Origin of the sequence: uncultured Shimia sp. (assembly GCF_947498095.1) — a bacterium.
GTDB lineage: Bacteria > Pseudomonadota > Alphaproteobacteria > Rhodobacterales > Rhodobacteraceae > Shimia.
Genome location: NZ_CANMJE010000006.1, coordinates 111,928 through 132,825, shown reverse-complemented (window position 1 = coordinate 132,825; position 20,898 = coordinate 111,928). Strand labels below are relative to the sequence as shown.

Annotated in this window: 23 protein-coding genes; 15 read left to right on the top strand and 8 right to left on the bottom strand. The window is 57.9% G+C overall.

Features of this window, described 5'->3' with window-relative positions; all coding sequences use genetic code 11:
* Nucleotides 1-11: 11 nt before the first annotated feature.
* The 4 genes from Q0932_RS12110 (at nucleotide 12) to Q0932_RS12095 (ending at nucleotide 3,299) form a co-directional block, all read left to right on the top strand.
* Nucleotides 12-473, top strand: a complete 462-nt coding sequence (locus Q0932_RS12110; RefSeq protein ID WP_299353081.1) for a peroxiredoxin — start codon at nucleotides 12-14, stop codon at nucleotides 471-473.
* A 20-nt stretch (nucleotides 474-493) separates the two neighbouring features.
* Complete coding sequence (locus Q0932_RS12105) at nucleotides 494-1,318, top strand: ferritin-like domain-containing protein (protein ID WP_299353079.1); 825 nt, start codon at nucleotides 494-496, stop codon at nucleotides 1,316-1,318.
* Nucleotides 1,319-1,486: 168 nt separating this feature from the next.
* A complete protein-coding gene (locus Q0932_RS12100; protein WP_299353076.1) occupies nucleotides 1,487-2,800 on the top strand; it encodes a M23 family metallopeptidase in 1,314 nt (437 codons plus the stop codon).
* The gene (locus Q0932_RS12095) at nucleotides 2,790-3,299 is read left to right on the top strand and encodes a polymer-forming cytoskeletal protein (protein WP_299353072.1); all 510 of its coding nucleotides are present in this window, start codon (nucleotides 2,790-2,792) and stop codon (nucleotides 3,297-3,299) included. Before Q0932_RS12100 ends, Q0932_RS12095 begins: the two co-directional genes overlap by 11 nt.
* Nucleotides 3,300-3,403: 104 nt before the next feature.
* Here Q0932_RS12095 and Q0932_RS12090 read toward each other — a convergent pair whose 3' ends face one another.
* The 4 genes from Q0932_RS12090 to Q0932_RS12075 form a co-directional block, all read right to left on the bottom strand.
* Nucleotides 3,404-4,426, bottom strand: a complete 1,023-nt coding sequence (locus tag Q0932_RS12090; RefSeq protein WP_299353069.1) for an adenylate/guanylate cyclase domain-containing protein — start codon at nucleotides 4,424-4,426, stop codon at nucleotides 3,404-3,406.
* A gap of 126 nt (nucleotides 4,427-4,552) precedes the next feature.
* Nucleotides 4,553-5,521, bottom strand: a complete 969-nt coding sequence (locus Q0932_RS12085; RefSeq protein ID WP_299353066.1) for a DUF3179 domain-containing protein — start codon at nucleotides 5,519-5,521, stop codon at nucleotides 4,553-4,555.
* Nucleotides 5,522-5,606: 85 nt separating this feature from the next.
* The gene (locus Q0932_RS12080; protein ID WP_299353063.1) at nucleotides 5,607-6,176 is read right to left on the bottom strand and encodes a peptidylprolyl isomerase; all 570 of its coding nucleotides are present in this window, start codon (nucleotides 6,174-6,176) and stop codon (nucleotides 5,607-5,609) included.
* Nucleotides 6,163-6,675: a peptidylprolyl isomerase gene (locus Q0932_RS12075; protein ID WP_299353060.1), complete on the bottom strand. Its 513-nt coding sequence runs from the start codon at nucleotides 6,673-6,675 to the stop codon at nucleotides 6,163-6,165. The genes Q0932_RS12080 and Q0932_RS12075 overlap by 14 nt, the downstream gene beginning before the upstream one ends.
* Before the next feature lie 124 nt (nucleotides 6,676-6,799).
* On the opposite strand from Q0932_RS12075, the gene Q0932_RS12070 reads away from it, so the two are divergent.
* From Q0932_RS12070 to Q0932_RS12060, 3 genes are all read left to right on the top strand, one after another.
* Nucleotides 6,800-7,990, top strand: a complete 1,191-nt coding sequence (locus Q0932_RS12070; protein ID WP_299353058.1) for a phosphoglycerate kinase — start codon at nucleotides 6,800-6,802, stop codon at nucleotides 7,988-7,990.
* A gap of 245 nt (nucleotides 7,991-8,235) precedes the next feature.
* Nucleotides 8,236-8,571, top strand: coding sequence for a DUF2846 domain-containing protein (locus Q0932_RS12065; RefSeq protein WP_299353055.1), 336 nt, complete (start codon nucleotides 8,236-8,238; stop codon nucleotides 8,569-8,571).
* 245 nt (nucleotides 8,572-8,816) lie between these two features.
* Nucleotides 8,817-9,710 carry a fructose bisphosphate aldolase gene (locus tag Q0932_RS12060; protein WP_299353052.1) on the top strand — a complete coding sequence of 298 codons (894 nt, stop codon included), beginning with the start codon at nucleotides 8,817-8,819 and terminating at the stop codon, nucleotides 9,708-9,710.
* A gap of 4 nt (nucleotides 9,711-9,714) precedes the next feature.
* On the opposite strand, the gene Q0932_RS12055 is transcribed toward Q0932_RS12060, so the two are convergent.
* The gene (locus tag Q0932_RS12055) at nucleotides 9,715-10,650 is read right to left on the bottom strand and encodes a hydrogen peroxide-inducible genes activator (RefSeq protein ID WP_299353049.1); all 936 of its coding nucleotides are present in this window, start codon (nucleotides 10,648-10,650) and stop codon (nucleotides 9,715-9,717) included.
* Between the two features lie 130 nt (nucleotides 10,651-10,780).
* Here Q0932_RS12055 and Q0932_RS12050 point away from each other — a divergent pair, with 130 nt between their 5' ends.
* Genes Q0932_RS12050 through Q0932_RS12035 form a run of 4 tightly spaced genes read left to right on the top strand, consistent with a single transcriptional unit; the run spans nucleotide 10,781 to nucleotide 11,862 of the window.
* The gene (locus Q0932_RS12050) at nucleotides 10,781-11,032 is read left to right on the top strand and encodes a hypothetical protein (RefSeq protein ID WP_299353047.1); all 252 of its coding nucleotides are present in this window, start codon (nucleotides 10,781-10,783) and stop codon (nucleotides 11,030-11,032) included.
* Nucleotides 11,029-11,205 (top strand): hypothetical protein, encoded by a 177-nt coding sequence (locus Q0932_RS12045; RefSeq protein ID WP_299353044.1) that lies wholly within the window; start codon nucleotides 11,029-11,031, stop codon nucleotides 11,203-11,205. The genes Q0932_RS12050 and Q0932_RS12045 overlap by 4 nt, the downstream gene beginning before the upstream one ends.
* 50 nt (nucleotides 11,206-11,255) lie before the next feature.
* Nucleotides 11,256-11,702, top strand: a complete 447-nt coding sequence (locus tag Q0932_RS12040) for a YdcH family protein (protein WP_299353041.1) — start codon at nucleotides 11,256-11,258, stop codon at nucleotides 11,700-11,702.
* Nucleotides 11,686-11,862, top strand: a complete 177-nt coding sequence (locus tag Q0932_RS12035; protein WP_299353038.1) for a hypothetical protein — start codon at nucleotides 11,686-11,688, stop codon at nucleotides 11,860-11,862. Before Q0932_RS12040 ends, Q0932_RS12035 begins: the two co-directional genes overlap by 17 nt.
* 77 nt (nucleotides 11,863-11,939) lie before the next feature.
* Here Q0932_RS12035 and Q0932_RS12030 read toward each other — a convergent pair whose 3' ends face one another.
* On the bottom strand, nucleotides 11,940-12,890 hold the full coding sequence (locus Q0932_RS12030; protein ID WP_299353035.1) for a hypothetical protein: 951 nt from the start codon (nucleotides 12,888-12,890) through the stop codon (nucleotides 11,940-11,942).
* A gap of 247 nt (nucleotides 12,891-13,137) precedes the next feature.
* Between Q0932_RS12030 and Q0932_RS12025 the strand changes: the two genes are divergently transcribed.
* Entirely contained in the window at nucleotides 13,138-14,403 is a 1,266-nt protein-coding gene (locus Q0932_RS12025) for a TAXI family TRAP transporter solute-binding subunit (protein WP_299353032.1), read from the top strand.
* Between the two features lie 11 nt (nucleotides 14,404-14,414).
* Here Q0932_RS12025 and Q0932_RS12020 read toward each other — a convergent pair whose 3' ends face one another.
* Nucleotides 14,415-16,040: an acyl-CoA dehydrogenase family protein gene (locus Q0932_RS12020; protein ID WP_299353029.1), complete on the bottom strand. Its 1,626-nt coding sequence runs from the start codon at nucleotides 16,038-16,040 to the stop codon at nucleotides 14,415-14,417.
* A gap of 177 nt (nucleotides 16,041-16,217) precedes the next feature.
* Here Q0932_RS12020 and Q0932_RS12015 point away from each other — a divergent pair, with 177 nt between their 5' ends.
* A complete protein-coding gene (locus Q0932_RS12015) occupies nucleotides 16,218-16,520 on the top strand; it encodes a septum formation initiator family protein (RefSeq protein WP_299353026.1) in 303 nt (100 codons plus the stop codon).
* 3 nt (nucleotides 16,521-16,523) lie between these two features.
* Here the strand turns inward: Q0932_RS12015 and Q0932_RS12010 are convergent, their stop codons facing one another.
* On the bottom strand, nucleotides 16,524-18,332 hold the full coding sequence (locus Q0932_RS12010; protein ID WP_299353023.1) for an amidohydrolase: 1,809 nt from the start codon (nucleotides 18,330-18,332) through the stop codon (nucleotides 16,524-16,526).
* Nucleotides 18,333-18,518: 186 nt separating this feature from the next.
* On the opposite strand from Q0932_RS12010, the gene pdhA reads away from it, so the two are divergent.
* Together pdhA and Q0932_RS12000 are read left to right on the top strand one after the other, a co-directional pair.
* Nucleotides 18,519-19,508 (top strand): pyruvate dehydrogenase (acetyl-transferring) E1 component subunit alpha, encoded by a 990-nt coding sequence (gene pdhA / locus Q0932_RS12005; protein WP_299353020.1) that lies wholly within the window; start codon nucleotides 18,519-18,521, stop codon nucleotides 19,506-19,508.
* Nucleotides 19,509-19,529: 21 nt separating this feature from the next.
* On the top strand, nucleotides 19,530-20,894 hold the full coding sequence (locus Q0932_RS12000) for a pyruvate dehydrogenase complex E1 component subunit beta (protein ID WP_299353017.1): 1,365 nt from the start codon (nucleotides 19,530-19,532) through the stop codon (nucleotides 20,892-20,894).
* The last annotated feature ends 4 nt before the right edge of the window (nucleotides 20,895-20,898 follow it).

Sequence of the window (20,898 nt, the reverse complement as noted above, 5' to 3'; positions counted from 1 at the left end):
GGAATCTCAAGATGTTTGACCTCTCAGACCCCGCCCCCGACTTTACCCTGCCAGCCTCGGACAGCACAGAGGTCACACTGTCCTCATTGAAAGGACAAAACGTCGTGCTGTTTTTCTACCCGCGCGACAACACAGCCGGTTGCACCAAAGAGGCAATTGGCTTTACCGAAGCCTTGGATCAGTTCGCAGCGTCCGGGACAAAAGTCTTTGGGATTTCCAAGGATAGCCTTGCGTCGCATGAGCGGTTTGTCGCCAAGAAAGAACTGGGCATGCCGCTTTTGTCAGACGAACACGGCACGACTTGTGAAGACTTTGGTGTCTGGAAAGAGAAAAAGATGTACGGCAAGGTCTTTATGGGCATTGAGCGATCCACGTTTTTGATCGACGGTGACGGCAAAATGGCCGGGATCTGGCGTAAAGTAAAAGTAGACGGCCACGTGGCCGAAGTTCTGGAGGCAGCACAAGCGTTGTGACAATACATCAGGAAACACCAATGACGCTCGCAGAGATGGCGGTGGAAGTTTTGACCACCGCCGACGGGCGCGAAAAAACCGCGCTCAGCCACAAATACGCTGCCGCATGGTTTGCTGCGCGCCAGTCTGAGACGCCGCTTGAGATCGGCGTCGCTACGCCGCCCGTGCAGCCTGCCCGCCCCGAACGGCCTGAGTTGTTGTCCCCGCGTGATGTCCCACGCCGCCGCCCCGGCAGCCCTCAGGGGCGTATTGCTTTGCTACATGCAGTGGCGCATATCGAGCTAAATGCGGTTGATCTGCATTGGGACATTATCGCCCGCTTTACTGAGCATCCGATGCCGATTGGGTTCTATGATGACTGGGTCAAAGCCGCAGACGAGGAATCAAAACATTTCAATATGATATGCGATTGCCTTGAAGCGATGGACAGCCACTATGGCGCCTTGCCCGCGCATGCCGGCATGTGGCGCGCCGCCGAAGATACGGCGGAAGATTTTATGGGCCGCCTCGCGGTGGTGCCCATAGTGTTGGAAGCCCGTGGGCTGGACGTGACCCCGGGTATGATCGAGATTTTTCGCAAGGCCAAGGAAGACGACACCGTCGCAGCGCTTGAGGTCATCTATGCCGAAGAAGTCGGCCACGTGGCCTATGGATCAAAATGGTTCCACTTCTTGTGCGGGCGGCACGAAATGGACCCCAAAGACACGTTCCACGACCTTGTGCGCCGCTATTTCCATTCCGCATTAAAGCCGCCGTTTAACGAGGAAAAACGCGCTGAAGCGGGCCTGCCGCCAGACTTTTACTGGCCCTTGGCTGAGGAAACCCCAGCCAAGGCCAGAGGCTAGGCGAACCTTGGCGAAAATGGCAATTCCTCGCCGAAACACCCCTGCGCGCCCATGACGCTCCGTTTTTGGTCTCAAACAGCTTGCTCCAAACGGTCGCAATCGTTAAGAAATCCGGGCCGGACCAGAAGAAGTCTGGAAGTTTGGGTTGGGACTAAGGACTAGGGTCACGTGCGTTCACGTCTGGCAATCAAGATACACACGCTGCTTGAGCGGCGCTTTCCGGAACGGCGCTTGTTTCTGCGCTCAGAAGATGACACGCGTTTCATACGCCTGCGTCCGGCCACGCAACTGATCGCCTTTCTGGGTGGATCGCTGATCGTTGCATGGACCATCGTCGCCACTGCGATCCTGCTGATGGACTCGATTGGGTCAGGCAATTTTCGCGAACAGGCCAAACGCGATCAGCTGACATATGAACAGCGTCTGAACGACTTGTCCTTTGAGCGTGATGCCCGCACTGAAGAAGCGCTGGCGGCACAGGAACGGTTTAACTCGGCACTGGATCAGATTTCCGAGATGCAATCCGAGTTGCTGGCATCAGAAGCGCGTCGCCGCGAATTGGAAACCGGGATCGAAGTTATTCAGGCCACCCTGCGCCGCACGATGAAAGAACGTGAACTGGCCTTGGCCGAAGCCCGGTCTCTGAATGAGGTTACGGCAGGTGCTGGCGAGCAAGTTGCCGGATCATCACCGCTGGGCAACGACATGCTGGATACGCTGTCGACCGTGCTGGCCGAAACCACCGCAGAACGCGACCAGGTTCTAGAAGATGCGCAAGCGGCCTTGGAAGCCGCACGCGAAATGCAGCTTGAGCTCGCGTTGATGGAAGAAAAGAACGACCAGATTTTCCGCCAGCTCGAAGACGCCATGACCATCTCGGTTGAACCACTTGAAAACATGTTCAAGGCCGCAGGCATGGACACCGACTCAATGCTTGAGCAGGTGCGCCGCGGCTATAGCGGACAAGGTGGGCCATTGATGCCCCTGGCGTTTTCGACCAAGGGCGGGGAACTGACCAAAGAGACCGTGCGCGCAAACCGGCTGTTGGATCGCATGGATGAATTAAACATGTACCGCATCGCGGCTGAAACCGCGCCCTTTGCCATCCCGATCAAAAGCGCCTTTCGCTATACCAGTGGATTTGGAACACGCTGGGGACGGATGCACAATGGCACAGACTTTGCTGGCAAACACGGTACACCCATTCTGGCAACGGCTGACGGGGTCGTCATTCACGCCGATTGGCTGTCGGGGTATGGACGCCTGATCAAGATCAAACACGAGTTCGGAATCGAGACCCGCTACGCCCACTTGGCGAAAATCCGCGTGAAGGTTGGACAAAGGGTCTCGCAAGGCCAACATATTGGTGATATGGGCAACTCTGGACGATCAACCGGCACCCATTTGCACTATGAGATCCGCAAAAACGGAAGCCCCCTGAACCCGATGAAATTTATCAAGGCTGGAAGAAATGTTTTCTAAGAGCAAAATCAACGAACCCGCACCGAAATCCGCTGATCCGGCCAAACCTGCGACCGATGCCACCGCATCCGCTGTGCCGCCTAAGCCAACCAGCGATTTCAAGACATCGACACCGCCAAAGGCCAAGCCGCCGGCATCGATTCTGTCGTCGGACCTGCACATCACCGGCAACCTCAAAACCACTGGAGACATCCAGGTTGAGGGCACTGTCGAAGGCGACATCCGCGCGCATCTGCTGACTGTTGGCGAAAGCGCCACGATCAAAGGCGAAGTGATGGCTGATGACGTTGTCGTCAATGGCCGTATCGTGGGCCGGGTACGTGGCCTCAAGGTTCGCCTGACATCGACCGCGCGTGTTGAGGGTGACATCATCCACAAGACCATCGCCATCGAAAGCGGCGCGCACTTCGAAGGCTCGGTGCAGCGTCAGGATGACCCGCTGACCAAAAAGCCGGCCCCTGCCCCAAAAGCAGCGCCCGCGCCCAAAGCTGACGCCTAATCAACGGCATCCCTAAGATCGAAAGAAACGCTGCCCCTTTGGGCGGCGTTTTTTTGTGCGCCGATTTAGCTGGCGCACCGCTGATCAAGTTTTTCTGGCTTTGATCACTTTGTTCGAGACAAGGCCGCTATCTCGGTTGTGTTTTTGTGCCCCCGCAGCGTCACCGCTTCAAGGTTGTGGGCCACAACGCCTTGGGACAGCGTCAAGTCGTCCAGCAAGGCACGGGTAATCACAAGGTCTTGCTTCAGAGCCTTGGCAACCCCTTCGAGGCGCCCCGTCGTGTTCATCGTATCGCCAAAGTAAACCACGGACTTTTTGAAGTCCCCGCATTCACTGACGATGACAGGACCACCGTGCAGCCCTGCCCGAATTTGCGGACGCAGGCCAAACTCTTTTTCGTACGATTTCGCATTCTTCTCCAGCGCATCTTGAATGCCAAAGAAACACCGCACACAGCGCGCGTTGTGAAGTCCTTTTTCGTAAGGCCATGTAATGATGACCATATCGCCGACATAGGCGTGAATTTCGCCACTGTTGTCTGCCACGGGCTTACCCAAGTCAAAGAAGAACCGAGTCAGCAGGCGCTGCACCCCCATGTCGCCCAGTTCTCGCGCCATTGCAGTCGAGCCAACAAGATCCACAAACAGGAACACGCGGCGCTCTTCAGCGGGCTTGTGGTAGCGTCCAGCCAGAAAGTTGACCAAAATCCGCGGACCAATGATGCTGGCAACCTCGATCACCACCAATGCGCCAAACACAATCACCAAAATATACAGGAACAGCGAGAGGCCCGGATCAAAATCGTTCAGCGGCGCGGTTTGATCTGAGTGCCACAAACCGCCAACAAACTCAGTGAAAGGAATGCTCAGGGCTGTGTAAACCAACAGCATGAGCACATGCCACGGTACTGCAAGCCGCCGCAGGGGCGCACAGATCTTGCTGGGCCAAAGCAGGATCACGCCAGACCACAGGAATGTGCCACCAATCAAGCCGTCCAGAACATAGCTGAAAATCGGGCGATCAGAAAAATCGGGCACAAAGATCACGCCATAGAGCGGCGCAAAAGATGCGGACACCAGAACAAGAACTGCGAACAGAGTCAGATTTCTTTTGGTGCGATATCGCAAGTCGAATGATCCTTATGCGTCAAAGGAGCCACCGGCCAAAGCCCATAGCGCCGCGCCGTGTTATCGCATCATCGGTACAGTTGGCAAAGTCTCATTCACCAGCGCCGCTGGCGCTGTCTAACGGCCTTATTTGCCCAGCATCCATTCCCCATCTGGCCAGAAGGCATGATAGGCAAAAGCAAACATCACGTCATGTGGCACATCACGACCCTGCCCGTCACGCACCCGGATTGAGCCGACATCGCGGCCCCGCGCAATGGTTCCTGCATCTAGCGCCGAGGCTTGTCCCGCCTGCCATGTGATCTCAACCCCGGCCTCACGGATCACACCGGCGTCCCGCAGTCGTTGCATGGGCCAGGCCTGATCGCCCACCCGCACCACGCGCGACAGGGCTGGAATGTCATGTGGAGGCAACTCGCCATTATAAAGGAACGGACGTTTAAAGCTGTCATAGTTTTGATAAGGGTTCTGGCCATATCGGCGGTTATAGGCCGGCTCGGCCATCACCAATCCTTGTGGGTTGCGGGCTTTGAACTGGTCCCAGCTTTCCATCCAGCTCGCCACCAGCGTCAACTCCGAGCCTGTCAAATCGCCGACAATGGCCGTGCCAAGCGCCTGCTGCCACCAGCTTTGGGTTTCGCGGTCATACATCACCATATCGGAATTGCGCAGCTTGCCCGAGACACCCAGCGTCAGCGTGCGCCCGGCGGCACGACGATCAAAGGTCAGTGCCGAATTGCACAAAGGACAAAAGGTCACGGCAATCGGCACACCGCCAACGCTGTCATTCACGATCTCATGCCACGTGAGATAGCGCAGCGGATAGGCCCTCGGTTCTGCGCCTTTGATCTCGACCGTGATCACCGGTTCCATGCCGTCAATGCGGCTTTCCTGACCGGCGCGGATGAACTGCGGATCACTGAGCGCCGGAATACCATCTTTGGGCGGTCCCCCCGAGAGGATCTCAACCCAATTTGGCACGGTGGTCTTGCTAAAATCCGTATCCGGCCATTCTTGCTTCCAGAACTCAGGATTGGCCGCAGCGGACAGCGCCCAGGTCAGGGAACAAATGGCGATGACGAAAGATCGGAACATGCGGTGACCCCTTTTGTAATTGGGGACAGGCTCGCAAATAGTAAGGGGGGCCGGATAGCCCCCCTCACAACAGTTTGAAGGTCGGTTACTCGACCACGGTCACTTTCATCATCACGTCCGGCTCTCCGGTCACATTGAAAGTGCTCGCATCGCCGCGCTTGATCCTGTCCAAAATCTCAAGACCCTCGGTCACACGACCCACGACCGTGTAGAGACCATCCAGGTTGTCGTTTCTGTCAAACATGATGAAAAACTGGCTGTTGGCGCTATCCACGTCACGGCTGCGGGCCATTCCGACAACACCGCGCTCATAAGGGATCTCCGAAAACTCGGCCTTGATGTTTGGCAACTTCGAAGCGCCGGTCCCTGCGCGGCCAATGGCTTTGGGCGCCCATTTTTCGACTTGCTTGCCGTGCTGACCGTCGCCGGTCTGCGCCATGAAGCCATCGATCACGCGGTGGAAATAGACGCCGTCATAGTATCCGTCTTCCGCCAGCTGCGTGATCTGGGCGACGTGATTGGGGGCGACATCTTCCAGAAGATCAATCTTGATCGTACCTTCTGTGTACGCGCCGACAACTTCTATTTCCAGCCCTGTTGCCAGAGCTGGAGCCGCCAAAACCGCAAATGCCGCAGCTAGCTTAAGCGTCGACATCAGCCGCAACCTTCACAGAGACCATGCGGTCAGGATTGGCGGGTGGTTCACCTTTGACGATGGCGTCGACATGCTCCATGCCCGAGATCACGCGGCCATAAACCGTGTACTGACCATTCAGAAAGCTGTTGTCTTTAAAGTTGATAAAGAACTGCGAGTTTGCGCTGTCGGGCATCTGGCTACGGGCCGCGCCAAGGGTGCCACGGTCGTGCGGAATGCGGCTGAACTCGGCCTTGAGGTTTGGCAGGTCGGACCCGCCGGTCCCTGCGCTGCGGAGATTAAAGTTGTTTTCCATGTTGCCGTTGGCAACGTCGCCGGTTTGCGCCATGAACCCGTCGATCACGCGGTGAAAGCAGACGTTGTCATACTGACCAGACCGCGCCAGTTCCTTCATGCGCTCGCAATGGCCGGGCGCAATGTCCGGCATCAGTTCGATAACGACGGTGCCGTCTTTCAGTTCCATCAGGATGGTGTTCTCGGGGTCTTTGATATCAGCCATGGGGCTCTCCTGTAAAAGTCGTTGCGAGATAGTTAATGTCGGCAGAGCAGAAAGCCAAGAGACCGCATTGACGAGGACGCAGTTTCCGCTAGGAACAAGGCAACTCACGCTGACGGAGATGACAATGGGCTGGAAAACGCTGGACGAAATGGACTTGAGTGGCAAACGCGTGCTGACGCGCGTGGATATCAACGTGCCGATCGTGGATGGTGTGGTGACCGACGCAACCCGGATTTTGCGTATTGCCCCAACCGTCAAACATATCCTAGCCGAAGGCGGGCGCCCGGTTCTGCTGGCGCATTTTGGCCGCCCCGGCGGAGAACGTCGCGAAAGCCTGTCACTCAATCAATTGATCCCGACCCTGACCCAAGCCTTTGAAGCCCCCGTGGTCTTCGCCGCCGATTGCGTTGGACGCGAGGCTGAACTGGCCGCTGAAACCCTGCAACCGGGTCAAGTGCTCTTACTGGAAAACACCCGCTTTCATGCGGGCGAAACCAAGAACGATCCCGATCTTGCGGCGGGTATGGCCAAGCTGGGCGACATCTACTGCAACGACGCCTTTTCCGCCGCCCACCGCGCGCACAGTTCGACCGAAGGTCTGGCGCGGCTTTTGCCAGCCTGTGCCGGTCGCCTGATGCAGGCAGAATTGCAGGCCCTGGAAAGCGCGCTGAGCAAACCGCAACGCCCGGTGACGGCCGTGGTTGGCGGTGCCAAGGTGTCGACCAAGCTGGAGTTGCTGTCGAACCTCATTGAAAAGGTCGACAATCTGGTGATCGGCGGCGGCATGGCCAACACGTTTCTGGCGGCCAAAGGTTATGACATCGGTATTTCGCTGGCAGAACGACTGATGACCGATACCGCGACCGAGATCATGGCCAAAGCCACCAAAACCGGTTGCAACATCATGCTGCCGCAGGACATCGTCGTCGCCCGCAAGTTCGAGGCCCATGCCGAGAACCAGACCGTGGCGCTGGACAAGTGTCCGGACGACGCGATGATCCTTGATGCCGGACCGGAAAGCGTTGCCGCCATCGTTGCGGTCCTGCAGACCAGTAAAACATTGATCTGGAACGGCCCCTTGGGCGCCTTTGAGATGGAGCCTTTCGACACCGCAACCAATGCCGCGGCCCTGCAGGCGGCCGCCCTGACCCGCTCGGGTCAGTTGATCTCGGTGGCCGGCGGCGGTGACACAGTGGCTGCGCTGAACGCCTCAGGGGCGGCCCGCGACTTCACCTATATCTCGACCGCAGGGGGCGCGTTCCTTGAGTGGATGGAAGGCAAGACCCTGCCCGGCGTCGCCGCGCTGGAAGGCTGAGGAACGGCCACAGGTCGAAAGTGGGCTAAACGCCCGCTTTGCGGGACAAAGCCGCCGCCAACACTCACCCTTCGCATTTCTAGCGGAGCGACAACATTGCCAGTTGGACAAACTTTGAAAGCTGATCGATAGTACGACGGCTTAAAATGAGAAAATGACAAATGCTCAGACGCCGATTTCTTTTCGCTTTCGCCAGCCTCGCTACTTTGACCGCCTGCATGGGTGGGCAAGAGGCGGGAACCGTAATGCAGACCGGTTCATCTTTCGAGGCTCCCGCAGGTAAGGCGTTGGTGGTGTTCTACCGCCCTGCAGCGTTTGCCGGCGGCGCAATCCGCTTTCAAGTGCAGCATACAGACGGGCCTGTAGGCCAACTGACCAGCGGTGCTGTGCTACAGAAAGTGGTCAGTCCAGGCGAACATACTTTCTGGGCACAAGCGATAAGTCAGGACGCCATTACCATTCAAACGCAGGCGGGCCAAACCTATTATGTGCGAGGTGATGTTCGCATGGGGATCTACGCAGGTCGTCCACAGTTCACGCAGGTATCCGAGACTACAGCGCGTCAGGATATGTCGCGTTAGAGTGACGACCAATTCTTGTTAGCCCAGCCAACTTCTGAAAAGGGCTCAAACCAGACATTCACGGCCTTTACACACCTCGCGTCCGCCGACCACCCATTAGAATGGCAAAACCCACCGCACCTTTCCTCCTGAATCCACCCGCAGTTAGCGCCACCAAGATTGCAACCCGCGCACGGCTCGCTTAGAAGCGGATCAAACGCAGATTCCGGCGGCAAAACCTCATATTTTCAAAGGCGGATATTCAGATGGCCAATCAAGCACAAATCGATCAGATGACCTCGGGCGAAGGTTTCATTGCCGCGCTGGATCAATCCGGTGGCTCCACCCCTAAAGCGCTGCGCTTGTATGGTGTCGAAGAGGATGCTTACACCTCGGACGCTGAAATGTTCGACCTGATCCACGCGATGCGCGCGCGCATTGCCACCGCCCCGGCCTTTACCGGCGACAAGGTGGTCGGCGCGATCCTGTTTGAAATGACCATGGACCGCGAGATCCAGGGCAAACCTTCGGCGACATTTCTTTGGGAAGACCGCGGTGTCGTGCCTTTTCTGAAGGTCGACAAGGGTCTGGCCGATGAGGAAAACGGCGCCCAGGTGATGAAACCGATGCCGGAACTCGACGCGCTCTGTGACCGCGCCGTCAAGGCCGGTGTGTTTGGCACCAAGATGCGCTCGGTCATCAATGCCGCAAACCCAGCGGGCATCGCCGCGGTTGTTGCCCAACAGTTTGAGGTGGGCAAACAGATCCTTGGCCACGGGCTGATGCCGATCATCGAGCCCGAAGTCACGATCACAATCACCGACAAGGCCGCGGCAGAAGACATCCTTTTGGCCGAGATCACCAAGCAACTGGACGCCCTGCCCGAGGGTCAACAGATCATGCTGAAACTGACCCTGCCCGAGGGCACCAATCACTATCAATCACTGGTCAACCACCCCAAGGTGATGCGCGTTGTGGCGCTGTCCGGTGGCTATAGCCGCGAAGAGGCCAACACGCGACTGTCCAACAACACCGGGATGATCGCCTCGTTCAGCCGGGCGTTGACCGAAGGTCTGTCGGCGCAGCAAAGTGATGATGCCTTTAACGACACCATCGCGGCGTCGATTGGCAGCATTCACGCAGCGTCGGTTGCGGGATAACCTCTCAGCCCGAGGGCTGGACGCGGCTGCCAAACTCACGACGCACAACGGCTTCGGCCGCTTCGGCAAACTGCCCGATCAGGCGCGGTTTGCCAGTTGATTTGCGCCACACCAGCCCGACCTGACGATAAAACCCGCCTTTGACCGGAATCAGAACCACGTCGCCCGCGGTTTTGGGCACTTCTGACTGCGCATAGAGCGCGGGCAGGAACGTCACCCCCATGTTCATCGCCACCATCTGGCGCAAAGCATCAAGGCTGGTGCCGATGTAGTCGTGCCGCAGATGGGCACCGACATCGTGGCACAGCTGGGTCAACGGCGCGTGCAGCGTCAGCTTGGCCCCTAGGGACAGCACATCCTGCCCGGCCAGATCTTCCCGCGCGATCTGTTTGCGGGCTGCCAAAGGGTGATCGCGCGCGACAGCCAAGTGCATGGGCTCGCGGTAAAGCGGATGGGTGATAAAATCAGACGCCGCGACAGGGATCTGTGTCAAGATCAGGTCATGTGTCCCGGCCAGCAGTTCTTCGAGCAGGTCCTTGGGCAGACCATCGCGTGACACCAGCCGCAAGTCGGGCAGGCTGTCGTGCAGATGGCGCAGGAACCGGGGCAGGAAATAGGGGCCGATCGTGACGGTTGAGCCCAAGTGCAGCGTGCCCGCCCCGCCCCGTGCCATTTGGCCCGTAACCTCCATCAGACCTTCGACATCGTCGAGCACCTGTTGCGCGCGCTCCAACACTTCGCGCCCACCCGGCGTGAGCTGTGCGCCGCGCCGTCCGCGTTCCACCAATTTCAGGCCCAACACGTCCTCGAGGGCCACGATTTGCTGGCTCAGCGAGGGCTGGCTAAGCCCCAACCGTTCTGCGGCACGCCGGTATTGCCCGGTCTGGGCCAGTGTCACGAAATACCGCAGTTGTCGCAGTGTCGGCATGTTCTGAGCCATGTCTCACCTTTGATTGGTTTTTCCTATCAAACATAAAAGAACTTATGCCTACTTTTTATATTGGCAACCCCCATATCCGTCTTGACCGAGGCAAACGCGCTACAAAACAGGACAACAACGAGGTCCCGACATGACGAACAGCATCTTCAAACGCATCGCGCTCATCCTGCCGCATATCAAGACCCTGCGGCAGCGTAAGGTCGAGCTGGACGGCAAGATTGCCCATGAACAATCGCGCCTCGCGCCCGATTACCAGCAGCTGCACTGGCTGAAGGTGCGCCGTCTGATGATCCAGGACCAACTTCGGCGTTACGACGTCATCCTTCAAAACCTCAAAGCCACATTAACCAATAGCAACGCCCGAAAGGTAGGTGTCGCATGACCAGAATGCTCCGTACTCTCAACCCAACCACTTGGTTCCGTGTTCCCAGCCTTGAGCACTTTGTGGCGAGTTTGGACCGTGAGAATTACCTCAATGGTCGCCTTACAGCTGCTGAACGTCCGTTTCGCTCAGCACCGGATCGCCCGGCCCTCTATCCATTTGCGCCGCTCTAACGCGAACCTAAATAAGGGGAAAAGCCACCACTCAGATCACCGTAGTTGCCATGCCCTTGCAGCGCAGTTGCGGTGATTTCCTCAGGAGGCCCAAGCTTCGCGCGTTAGCATCCATTGGTTTTTCCTATCAAACCAAATGGCAGCGCTACCTCCAAACTTTCACCAATCGACCCATCTCACAAACACGGCGCCCAAGCCGCCGCGAATACATCAAAAAAAAACCGGGAGGCCCTATGTCCAACATCATTCTGCAACGTACCGCCACTCTTGTCGCTCATGTGAAAGCTCTGCGTTCACGCAAGACCGCGCTTGAGGATCAAATTGACGACGAGCAGGCCCGGCCCCTGCCCGACACGGTGCGACTGCGCAAGCTGAAAACCCGCAAACTGGCGCTACGCGACCGGCTCCGCCAGCAAGAACAACGCCTGGCCAGATTGAAACCTTTGGCAGGACACGTTGCCGCAAAACAAGGGGACTGGCATGAAAGTGCAATTTGAATTGATGCGGACACAGCCGCTGTTTCAAAGCCGCCAGATTTCTGAGCTGGCGGATGCTTTGTGCGAAGACGATGACGGGCCAGACGGCGGCACGTTCAATCGCCCAACGCGACTGTCCAAACCTGCAGCAAGACCTGCAGAGGCACAACGCGCAGCCTGATACAAATCTCCGGGCCCGGCCCCTACTGTCCCAAAACTCTCAAAGCCGGGTCCGTGCTGTTGCGGCCTACCGTGATTTCAGGTTGGTTTGCGCAGCACCAGAACGTCGCGCACGATGGATTCACTCATGCGATGCGCGACGTTCCTTTCCAACACTTCCAGCCCCAACCCGTCAAACGCTGCGAACATCTCATCCCGTTTGGGAATGTTGCAGTTATAGGCAATGGCCATGACACCCCCCGGCGCGAGACACGCGGCCCAGCCCGCTGCCGCCTTTTGGATCACTGCCAAGGGGCTGCGCGCACCATCGGCCCCACCCATGTGTTGAACACCATAGGGAATGTCGGTCACCAAGAGGTCAAACGGGCGTTTACCCAGCAAGTCACGCGCTTGAACGGTGTCTCCGGTGACAATCCGCACGCTTTGACCTTCGGCCTGAAAGTCGAGGTATTTGCCAATGCCCTTCTTGTTGGATTTCTGAACCCAACCATCACTCAGCTTGTGCTTTTGACGATGCAGTTTGGTCCATTTCTTCAGGCCCCGCCTCACCTCGTTCAGCGCTGAGGGGTCCTGCTCAATCCCGGTAGCAGACAGCCCATAGCGCATTGCCCAGAATAGCGAAGTGCCACGTCCACACATCGGATCAATCACGCGCAAAGCGTCGTTGCCGGTGTCGGCCTCTTGTAAAGCAATATTGACCAAGAGCTGCGTCAGCATCTCGTTGGTTTTGCCCCGGTATTTCTCACCCGACACAAAATCAGGATGCAAAAGGAAGCCAGCCGAAGCCTCAATCGGCTGCCAGTTCGGGCCATCAACCCGAAATATCCCTTGGGCAAAGGACAGGCGCATCAGGTCGGCAAGACGTGCCTCGCCACAAGACGCGAATAGGAAATCCATTCCGCCAATGGTTTCAATCTCTCCCAGATCGACCCCTGCCACGCCTGAGGCCTCTTGGCGTGCCACGGCATGGGTGTCGGCGAAATACGCGCCACGCGCTGCGGGCGAGATCAGCAAGGCAAAGTTGGTCATGACGGGTCCGGTCTGTAAACGTTGCCGGACCCTACCCCAGCGGCTTGGGCCTGCCTAGAGGGCCGACAGTCTGTCAGGACAAAGGAACATCAGGCCTGGTCAGGCAGTAGGCGGCCCAATTTTCGTTTTTAAGCTGCTGCATCTGTCTGAAGGGGTGCGAAAACCCAAATCCACGCTTTCAGAGTTTGACAAATGACCGGCACTAAAACAGACCATTAAGGAGAGATTAACAGATTCAAAGATTCACATGCGCATTCTCCTAGCCCTCATTGTACCTGTTTTTGTGATTGTTCTTGTCGTTTTACTCATCAATAGCCTTACACCTCCTGAGACCATTCGGTTGGCGACAGGACCAAAAGGCGGCGGATATTGGCAAATTGGCCTCAAGTATCAGTCGAAACTCGAACGCGACGGGATCAAGGCAGAGCTGGTTGAGACCGCCGGGTCCGTTGACAACATTCAACGCCTAGTGGACGGCGAAGTTGATGTCGCTTTTGTGCAAGGTGGGCTGGCTTTGCCCAAAGGTCATACCTTGGAATCTCTCGGCGCCCTTTTCCCCGAACCTCTGGTTATCTTCCGGCATGCCTCTGAGTATGTGGGACCTTACCCGGAAGACTGGAAGGGCATCCGTTTGGCCGCAGGTAAGGAAGGGTCAGGCACGCGGGCCGCGGCACGTGCGTTGATTGAGACAGCCGGCTTACAGGACTCTGGGATTACGCTTCTTGAAATAGGTGGGTCAGACGCAATCGCGGCTCTGCGTGACGGTCAAACCGACGCGGCATTGTTTGTCGCTCCGCTGGACGCGCCTTACTTGCGCGAAGCCATCGTCGACCCGAAACTCGCCTTGGTAAGAATGGCCTTGGTGGATGCGCTGTCGTTCAAATTCGCAAGTGCACATTCGGCCGTTGTGCCAGCTGGCTCAACCACACTGGTTCCGCCGAGACCCCTTGAAGACGCAAAGATTTTGACTTTGACAGCCTCAATGATTGCGCCAAGTGACCTGCATCCGGCAATCATCGACAGGCTGGTCCACACCGCGAACAAACTTCACGGCGACCGTACAATCCTGCAAGAGGCCAAAGAGTTTCCAAACACCAACTCACCGCCCGCGCCGATCAACGATGTTGCGTGGCACATGATCACCTCCGGGCCCAACATCCTGCATGATATTTTCCCCTACTGGATCGCGGCCCAGTTTGGCCGGGTGCTGCTGTTTCTCTTGCCACTGGTGTTTCTCGCCCCGATCTTGCGCATTGTGCCTTCCAGCTACACGTGGTTCCAGAACAGGCGCGTCTGGCGGCACTATCAACGCATCGTGTCTTTGGAAGAAGAAATTGAGAGGGCTACTGATCAAGACGAGATCGAAGCGATCGCACAGAAACTGGATGAAGTGACCGCGACCTTGGCCAACTTGAAACTTCCAATGGCTTACCGACAGAAAGCCTATGACGCGCGATTGCACATCGATCTTATCCGCCAAGAGATCAACCGCCGCAATTCCCAAGCGGGCTAAGTCACGATCCTTTATGCGGGGTCCAACCGGGCCAGGATCGCCGAAGTTTCCAAACCGGCGACCGTGCCAGCCATCTGACCACGGTCAGCGGCAACGCGGCTTGTGATATAGCCCGAGACCACCGCGTCCGGGGCCACGCGCATCAGGGCGGCGGCGGTCAGCAGACTTGCGAGGCTTTCCGCGAACCAGCGCGCCTCGTTCTCTGGCGGTATCGAGGACCAGCGAGCACGATGGGCCGCGAGCGCCGCATCAAAACGCGCATCACGGCCGCGCGCGGCGTCCAGTACAGATGCCAGCGCCTCGCCCGCGAGAGGTTCGCGAGACAGCGTCCGTAAAATGTCGAGGCAGATCACGTTGCCCGAGCCTTCCCAGATCGAGTTAAGCGGCGCTTCGCGATAGAACATGGGCATCGGTGTGTCCTCGACATAGCCCATACCGCCCAGCACCTCCATCGCCTCACCTACAACGGGGATGCAGCGCTTGTTCGACAGGTATTTGGCCAAAGCGACACCAATCCGCGCCAAGGCCCGTGAGGCATCATCGTCACGGTCAAAGCTCTCGGCCATGAACATCGACACGGCCAGCGCGCCCTCCATGTCCAGCGTCAGGTCTGCCAGCACCTCGCGCATCAGGGGCTGGTCAATCAAGCGTCGCTGAAAAGCGGACCGATGCGACACCCAGTGGTGCGCTTCGCTGAGCGCCGCCCGCATCAGAGCCGCCGGGGCAATGGCGGTGTCCAGCCGGGTGTGGTGCACCATCTCGATGATGGTGCGCACGCCTGCCCCCTCGTCGCCAAGCCGATAGGCCAGCGCATTGTGGTATTCAATCTCGGAGCTGGCATTGGCCTGATTGCCCAGCTTGTCCTTGAGCCGCTGCAGTCGGATCGCATTGCGCTCGCCCTCCAGCCAGCGCGGCACAAGGAAACAAGTCAAACCACCCGGCGCCTGTGCCAAGGTTAGAAAACCGTCACACATCGGCGCGGAACAGAACCATTTGTGGCCCGTCAGGCGATAGGCGTCGCCATCGCGCACCGCTTGCGTCGTGTTGGCACGCACGTCCGAGCCGCCCTGTTTCTCGGTCATGGCCATGCCCAATGTAGCACCCCGTTTTTGAGAAATAGGCCGGGTTGAGGGATCATAGACGCCCGAGGTAAGCCGGGGCGCCCAGAGGTCATGCAAAGCCTTGTCATGGCGCAGAGCGGGCACCGCGGCGTAAGTCATGGTCATCGGACAACCTGCGCCCGGCTCTACCTGCATCTGCATGTATACAAGGGCCGCGTGGGTGACATGCCCGCACGGTTTGCCATCCCATGCCACCGAGGCATAGCCTGCGCCGAGCCCTGCCTGCATGACCTTGTGATAGCCGGGATGAAACGTCACCTCGTCCAGTCGGCGGCCACCCCTGTCGAACAACTTCAGACGTGGCAGATCGCGGCGGGCCTCCTCGGCGGCTTGCTGGATATCTTCGGACCCATAGACCTGCCCGGCGCTGGCCAGTAGATCGACCCGGGCGCCTGCCGTTGCAGCGGCATCCCGCAAGGGCTGATCCTGCGCCCACAGATCACGTGCGCCGCGCGGACCCGGTTGATTGAGAACCTCGTGGCTGCCCAACTGGCTGGCGGGTGCGGATGTGGTCATGACTTGGCCTCCCTCTTCATCACAAGACTAGCGGTCGGTTCCTTGGTCAGGCCAGAAATCCGTGACGTCAGAATTAGGAAAAAAACGCAAATAACTGACTCAAAAGGGATTCACACGGCGAATCACTTGTGGCATACTCTCTTGAGATGCCCGCAAAGGGCACGTTTGAGGCAGAGTATGACATCACAGAAATCCAGACCCGCCCTTGGTGCGCTCTTGTTTTTCGGAGTGTGTTCCGCGCTTGGCGTGATTTTTACCTTTGCCGCCGTTCAGGGCGACTATGGCGTGTTCCGCCGCGTGGAAATTGACGCGGACAAAGTGGCCCTGCAGCAGGAACTGGCCGTGCTTCAGGCCGAAGTGACACGGATGGAAAACCTCACCCAGCGCCTGAGTGACGACTATCTTGACCTCGACCTGCTCGACCAACAAGCCCGCGATGTGCTGGGCCTGATCCGGTCCGATGAGATCGTTATTCGCTAACCCTTATTCGATCGCTTTCACCGCACGGTACATGCCGTTTTGTAACGCTTCGAGCGCGTGATGATCGCCGAGCTCGGGCTGATACTCGGTCTTTTGTACAGCGCCATCCGTCTCATAGATCATCTCGTCTTCTTTGATCGTGACCAGAACATCGAGCTGATCCAGTGTTTCCGGATCAATCGCGGTTGGGTCCTCTGACAGGATCACGAAATCCGCCAGTTTACCGATGCGGATTGACCCTTTGCTGTCTTCTTCAAAATGCTGGTACGCAGGCCAAAGCGTCATTGCTTTCAGGGCTGTCATGACATCGACCCGCTGGTCAGGCCCGATGATGTCGCCGGACCGCGAACGACGCGTCACGGTCGCATCCAAAACCCGCATGCTGTCCGGAAAGGCGACCGGCGCATCGTGGTGCGATCCGAAAATCATGCCACGCTGCCTCAACCAGCCGGTCGGAGAGATGTCATCGGCACGTGCTGGCCCCACGGTGTGATCCCGGTGCCAGTCACCCCAATAGAATGTGTGCATTGGGAAAAGCGACGGGAACACCCCCAGCCGTTGATAGGCGTCCACCTGATCCGGACGCATAAACTGGCCATGGATCAACACAGGGCGCCGATCCGCTTGGCCATGTTTCAGCGTTGCCGCCTCGAGTGCGGCAATCAATCGGTCCGAGGCCCCTTCACCGTTAGAGTGCACAATGATCTGCACGTCATTGGCAAAGGCCCAATCCACCATGTCAACGATGCGCTCCATCGTTTCGTAGGCCAGACCGACGTAGCCAGGAGCGAACTCACCAACCGGGTCGTAGTATGGGCGATCCCGCAGCGCCGTGAACCCTTGAGGAGACCCGTCGATCGTCAGCTTACCACCTGCAACGCGAACCCGTGCCTCGTAGTTGCGCGATTGCGCTTGCGGAACAAAGTCCCGGTCGATGGTCAGATCCGGATAGACCGCCACATCGAGCTTTAAGTGTCCTTGCCGCGACAACTCCTTTAGGACGTCGACCGTATCGGGCGAAGCACGCCCCTCTTGCGCAGTGGTGTAGCCATAGCGCGCCCAAAGCTGGGTGCCTGCCTTGGCAAAGGCCAGAAATCCCTCGGGGCCCAATTGCCCCAAAAGTCGGGACAACGCCGGGAAATGCGCATTGCCCTGTAAAACACCATTCGGGTCGCCGTTATCTTCGCGCTGAATGACGCCACCTTGCGGATCTACTGATGCTGCATCCAATCCCAGCCATTCCAGACCTTTTGTGTTCGTCACGCCGATGTGACCCGATTGGTGCACGATGTAAACCGGCACCTCGGTTGAGACCTGATCAAGATCCTGCCGCGTCGGGTGGCGCTGTTCGGAAAGTTGTGCGGGGTCATAGCCAAAGCCGACGATCATACCCGCCTGCGCGACCGCAGCCTGATTGTCCTCGGTCCATGTTTTTAAAACATCGATCAAGCCGGCAATGTCCTGCACATCTCCATCTGGTGGCGCCAAAAGATTGCCAGCAAGCGCCTGCAGGCCGCCCAGAACCACGTGACCGTGGCTGTCAACAAACCCCGGCAGCATGGCGCGCCCGTCCAGATCAAACACCTTTGTGGCCTCACCCTGATGCTGCATCACCGCCGCAAGATCGCCTATTGCCAGTATTTTACCATCAGCCACGGCCACCGCTTCGACCCGAGGGACGTCGTCTTCCATCGTCAGGATTTCACCACCAAAATAGATCGTGTCCGCAATTTCTTGTGCCAAGGACATCGTGGAAACAATACTGAAAATCGTGGCAAGCGCGGCTGAAGAGATGCGTGACTTAGTGGGCATGAGAACCTCTTTGACTGTGGCACGCGCGCCAATGCGCGATCTATGAGAGCTTAGCGTGGTTTGCCCATTCCGCAAATTTCCGTCTTACGTGAGCAATCATGAGGCAACTTTCTGCTCGCCTGCCTAAAGCTAATCGGCTAACATTTTGTTTAACGCTAAACTATTTCTCATTCCGGGAGGGTTGGAATGGCTGCCAAGAAGCCCGCCAAAAAGACCAATGTGTCTGGCGACGAACTCAAAAAATACTACCGCGAGATGCTGTTGATCCGGCGCTTTGAAGAGAAAGCCGGCCAGCTTTATGGCATGGGCTTGATTGGCGGATTTTGCCACCTCTACATCGGTCAAGAGGCTGTCGTTGTGGGGTTGGAAGCCGCTGCCGAAGAAGGCGACAAGCGCATCACATCCTACCGCGACCACGGCCACATGCTGGCCTGTGGCATGGACCCCAATGGCGTTATGGCTGAGCTGACGGGCCGCGAGGGTGGGTACTCCAAGGGCAAAGGCGGCTCGATGCACATGTTCTCTAAAGAGAAGCATTTCTATGGTGGGCACGGCATCGTGGCGGCGCAAGTTCCGTTGGGAGCCGGGCTGGCCTTTGCAGATAAATACAAAGGCAACGGCCGTGTGACCTTCACCTATTTCGGCGATGGCGCGGCGAACCAGGGACAGGTCTATGAGACCTTCAACATGGCCGCGCTCTGGGACTTGCCGGTGATTTTTGTCATTGAAAACAACCAGTATGCCATGGGGACGTCACAGCAACGCTCGACCTCGACCAAGGACATCTATCACCGCGGTGAGGCCTTTGGCATCCCGGGTGAAATGGTGGATGGGATGGATGTTCTGGCCGTCAAAGACGCGGGCGAACGCGCTGTCGCCCACTGCCGCAAGGGCAAAGGGCCCTATATCCTTGAGGTGAAAACCTATCGCTACCGCGGCCATTCCATGTCGGATCCGGCCAAGTACCGCACCCGTGAAGAAGTGCAAAAAATGCGCGAGGAGCGCGACGCGATCGAACATATTCGCGCTGTGATCCTTGAAGGTAAGTTCGCCACCGAGGACGAGCTGAAGGCGATCGACAAAGAGCTGAAAGCCATTGTCAACGCCAGCGCCGACTTCGCCAAAGAATGCCCCCTGCCCGCAGCCGAAGAGCTGTGGACGGATATTTACGCGTGATCTGACAGAGGAGTTTGAAAGATGGCTATTGAAATTCTGATGCCCGCCCTGTCGCCCACGATGGAAGAAGGCACATTGGCAAAATGGCTCGTGAAAGAGGGAGACACCGTCTCCTCTGGCGACATCATTGCCGAGATTGAAACCGATAAGGCCACGATGGAGTTCGAGGCCGTGGATGATGGCGTAATAGGTCATCTGCTTGTAGCTGAGGGCACCGAGAACGTGGCGGTGAACACCGCAATTGCCACCTTGCTGGAAGACGGAGAGGAAGCCGGCGCGGCGCCCACACCCTCAGCCTCTCCGGCCGCGCCCGCGCCGGCACAGGCCACTGCGCCCGCCGAGGCGGCGGCGCCACCGGCTGTAGCCGCCGTTGATCTGACACCGGACTGGCCCGAAGGCACGCCGATGAAGCAACAAACCGTGCGCGAAGCCTTGCGCGATGCGATGGCCGAAGAGATGCGTGCGGACGAAGACGTCTATCTGATGGGCGAAGAAGTGGCCGAGTATCAAGGTGCCTATAAGGTCAGCCAGGGCATGCTGGACGAGTTTGGCAGTAAACGCGTGATCGACACGCCCATCACCGAGCACGGCTTTGCCGGGATCGCCGTGGGGGCTGCCTTTGGAGGGCTGAAGCCAATCGTCGAGTTCATGACGTTCAACTTCGCCATGCAAGCCATTGATCAAATTATCAATTCCGCCGCCAAAACCCTCTATATGTCGGGCGGCCAGATGGGTGCGCCAATGGTGTTCCGGGGGGCAAATGGTGCCGCCGCCCGCGTGGGCGCGCAGCACTCACAGGACTATGCCGCATGGTATGCACAAGTGCCGGGATTGAAAGTGGTCATGCCTTATTCTGCCTCGGATGCCAAAGGCCTCTTGAAAACTGCGATCCGCGACCGGAACCCGGTGATCTTTCTGGAAAACGAGATCCTTTATGGCCGCGCTTTTGATGTGCCAGCAATGGACGATTTCACCATTCCTTTCGGCAAGGCGCGCATCTGGCGTGAAGGGACTGACGTGACCCTCGTGAGTTTCGGCATCGGCATGCAATACGCCCTGGAGGCCGCCGAAAAGCTGGCCGAAGATGGCATCAGCGCCGAAGTCATCGACCTGCGCACGCTGAGGCCCATCGATTATGACACGGTGATCACTTCGGTCATGAAAACCAACCGTTGCGTGACCGTTGAAGAGGGCTGGCCTGTCGGCTCAATCGGCAACCATATCTCGGCCACGATCATGGAACGCGCCTTTGACTATCTCGACGCGCCCGTGATCAACTGTACCGGCAAGGACGTGCCAATGCCCTATGCCGCGAACCTTGAGAAACTGGCGCTGGTGACCACCAACGATGTGATCGCCGCCGTCAAACAAGTGACCTATCGGTAAGGAG

Excerpts from the sequence above, each read along its gene's own strand:
- Q0932_RS12110 (WP_299353081.1), top strand. The coding sequence starts at position 12 with ATGTTTGACCTCTCAGACCCCGCCCCCGACTTTACCCTGCCAGCCTCG.
- Q0932_RS12105 (WP_299353079.1), top strand. The coding sequence starts at position 494 with ATGACGCTCGCAGAGATGGCGGTGGAAGTTTTGACCACCGCCGACGGG.
- Q0932_RS12095 (WP_299353072.1), top strand. The coding sequence starts at position 2,790 with ATGTTTTCTAAGAGCAAAATCAACGAACCCGCACCGAAATCCGCTGAT.
- Q0932_RS12085 (WP_299353066.1), bottom strand. The coding sequence starts at position 5,521 with ATGTTCCGATCTTTCGTCATCGCCATTTGTTCCCTGACCTGGGCGCTG.
- Q0932_RS12080 (WP_299353063.1), bottom strand. The coding sequence starts at position 6,176 with ATGTCGACGCTTAAGCTAGCTGCGGCATTTGCGGTTTTGGCGGCTCCA.
- Q0932_RS12075 (WP_299353060.1), bottom strand. The coding sequence starts at position 6,675 with ATGGCTGATATCAAAGACCCCGAGAACACCATCCTGATGGAACTGAAA.
- Q0932_RS12070 (WP_299353058.1), top strand. The coding sequence starts at position 6,800 with ATGGGCTGGAAAACGCTGGACGAAATGGACTTGAGTGGCAAACGCGTG.
- Q0932_RS12065 (WP_299353055.1), top strand. The coding sequence starts at position 8,236 with ATGCAGACCGGTTCATCTTTCGAGGCTCCCGCAGGTAAGGCGTTGGTG.
- Q0932_RS12060 (WP_299353052.1), top strand. The coding sequence starts at position 8,817 with ATGGCCAATCAAGCACAAATCGATCAGATGACCTCGGGCGAAGGTTTC.
- Q0932_RS12055 (WP_299353049.1), bottom strand. The coding sequence starts at position 10,650 with ATGGCTCAGAACATGCCGACACTGCGACAACTGCGGTATTTCGTGACA.
- Q0932_RS12050 (WP_299353047.1), top strand. The coding sequence starts at position 10,781 with ATGACGAACAGCATCTTCAAACGCATCGCGCTCATCCTGCCGCATATC.
- Q0932_RS12045 (WP_299353044.1), top strand. The coding sequence starts at position 11,029 with ATGACCAGAATGCTCCGTACTCTCAACCCAACCACTTGGTTCCGTGTT.
- Q0932_RS12040 (WP_299353041.1), top strand. The coding sequence starts at position 11,256 with ATGCCCTTGCAGCGCAGTTGCGGTGATTTCCTCAGGAGGCCCAAGCTT.
- Q0932_RS12035 (WP_299353038.1), top strand. The coding sequence starts at position 11,686 with ATGAAAGTGCAATTTGAATTGATGCGGACACAGCCGCTGTTTCAAAGC.
- Q0932_RS12030 (WP_299353035.1), bottom strand. The coding sequence starts at position 12,890 with ATGACCAACTTTGCCTTGCTGATCTCGCCCGCAGCGCGTGGCGCGTAT.
- Q0932_RS12025 (WP_299353032.1), top strand. The coding sequence starts at position 13,138 with ATGCGCATTCTCCTAGCCCTCATTGTACCTGTTTTTGTGATTGTTCTT.
- Q0932_RS12020 (WP_299353029.1), bottom strand. The coding sequence starts at position 16,040 with ATGACCACATCCGCACCCGCCAGCCAGTTGGGCAGCCACGAGGTTCTC.
- Q0932_RS12015 (WP_299353026.1), top strand. The coding sequence starts at position 16,218 with ATGACATCACAGAAATCCAGACCCGCCCTTGGTGCGCTCTTGTTTTTC.
- Q0932_RS12010 (WP_299353023.1), bottom strand. The coding sequence starts at position 18,332 with ATGCCCACTAAGTCACGCATCTCTTCAGCCGCGCTTGCCACGATTTTC.
- pdhA (WP_299353020.1), top strand. The coding sequence starts at position 18,519 with ATGGCTGCCAAGAAGCCCGCCAAAAAGACCAATGTGTCTGGCGACGAA.
- Q0932_RS12000 (WP_299353017.1), top strand. The coding sequence starts at position 19,530 with ATGGCTATTGAAATTCTGATGCCCGCCCTGTCGCCCACGATGGAAGAA.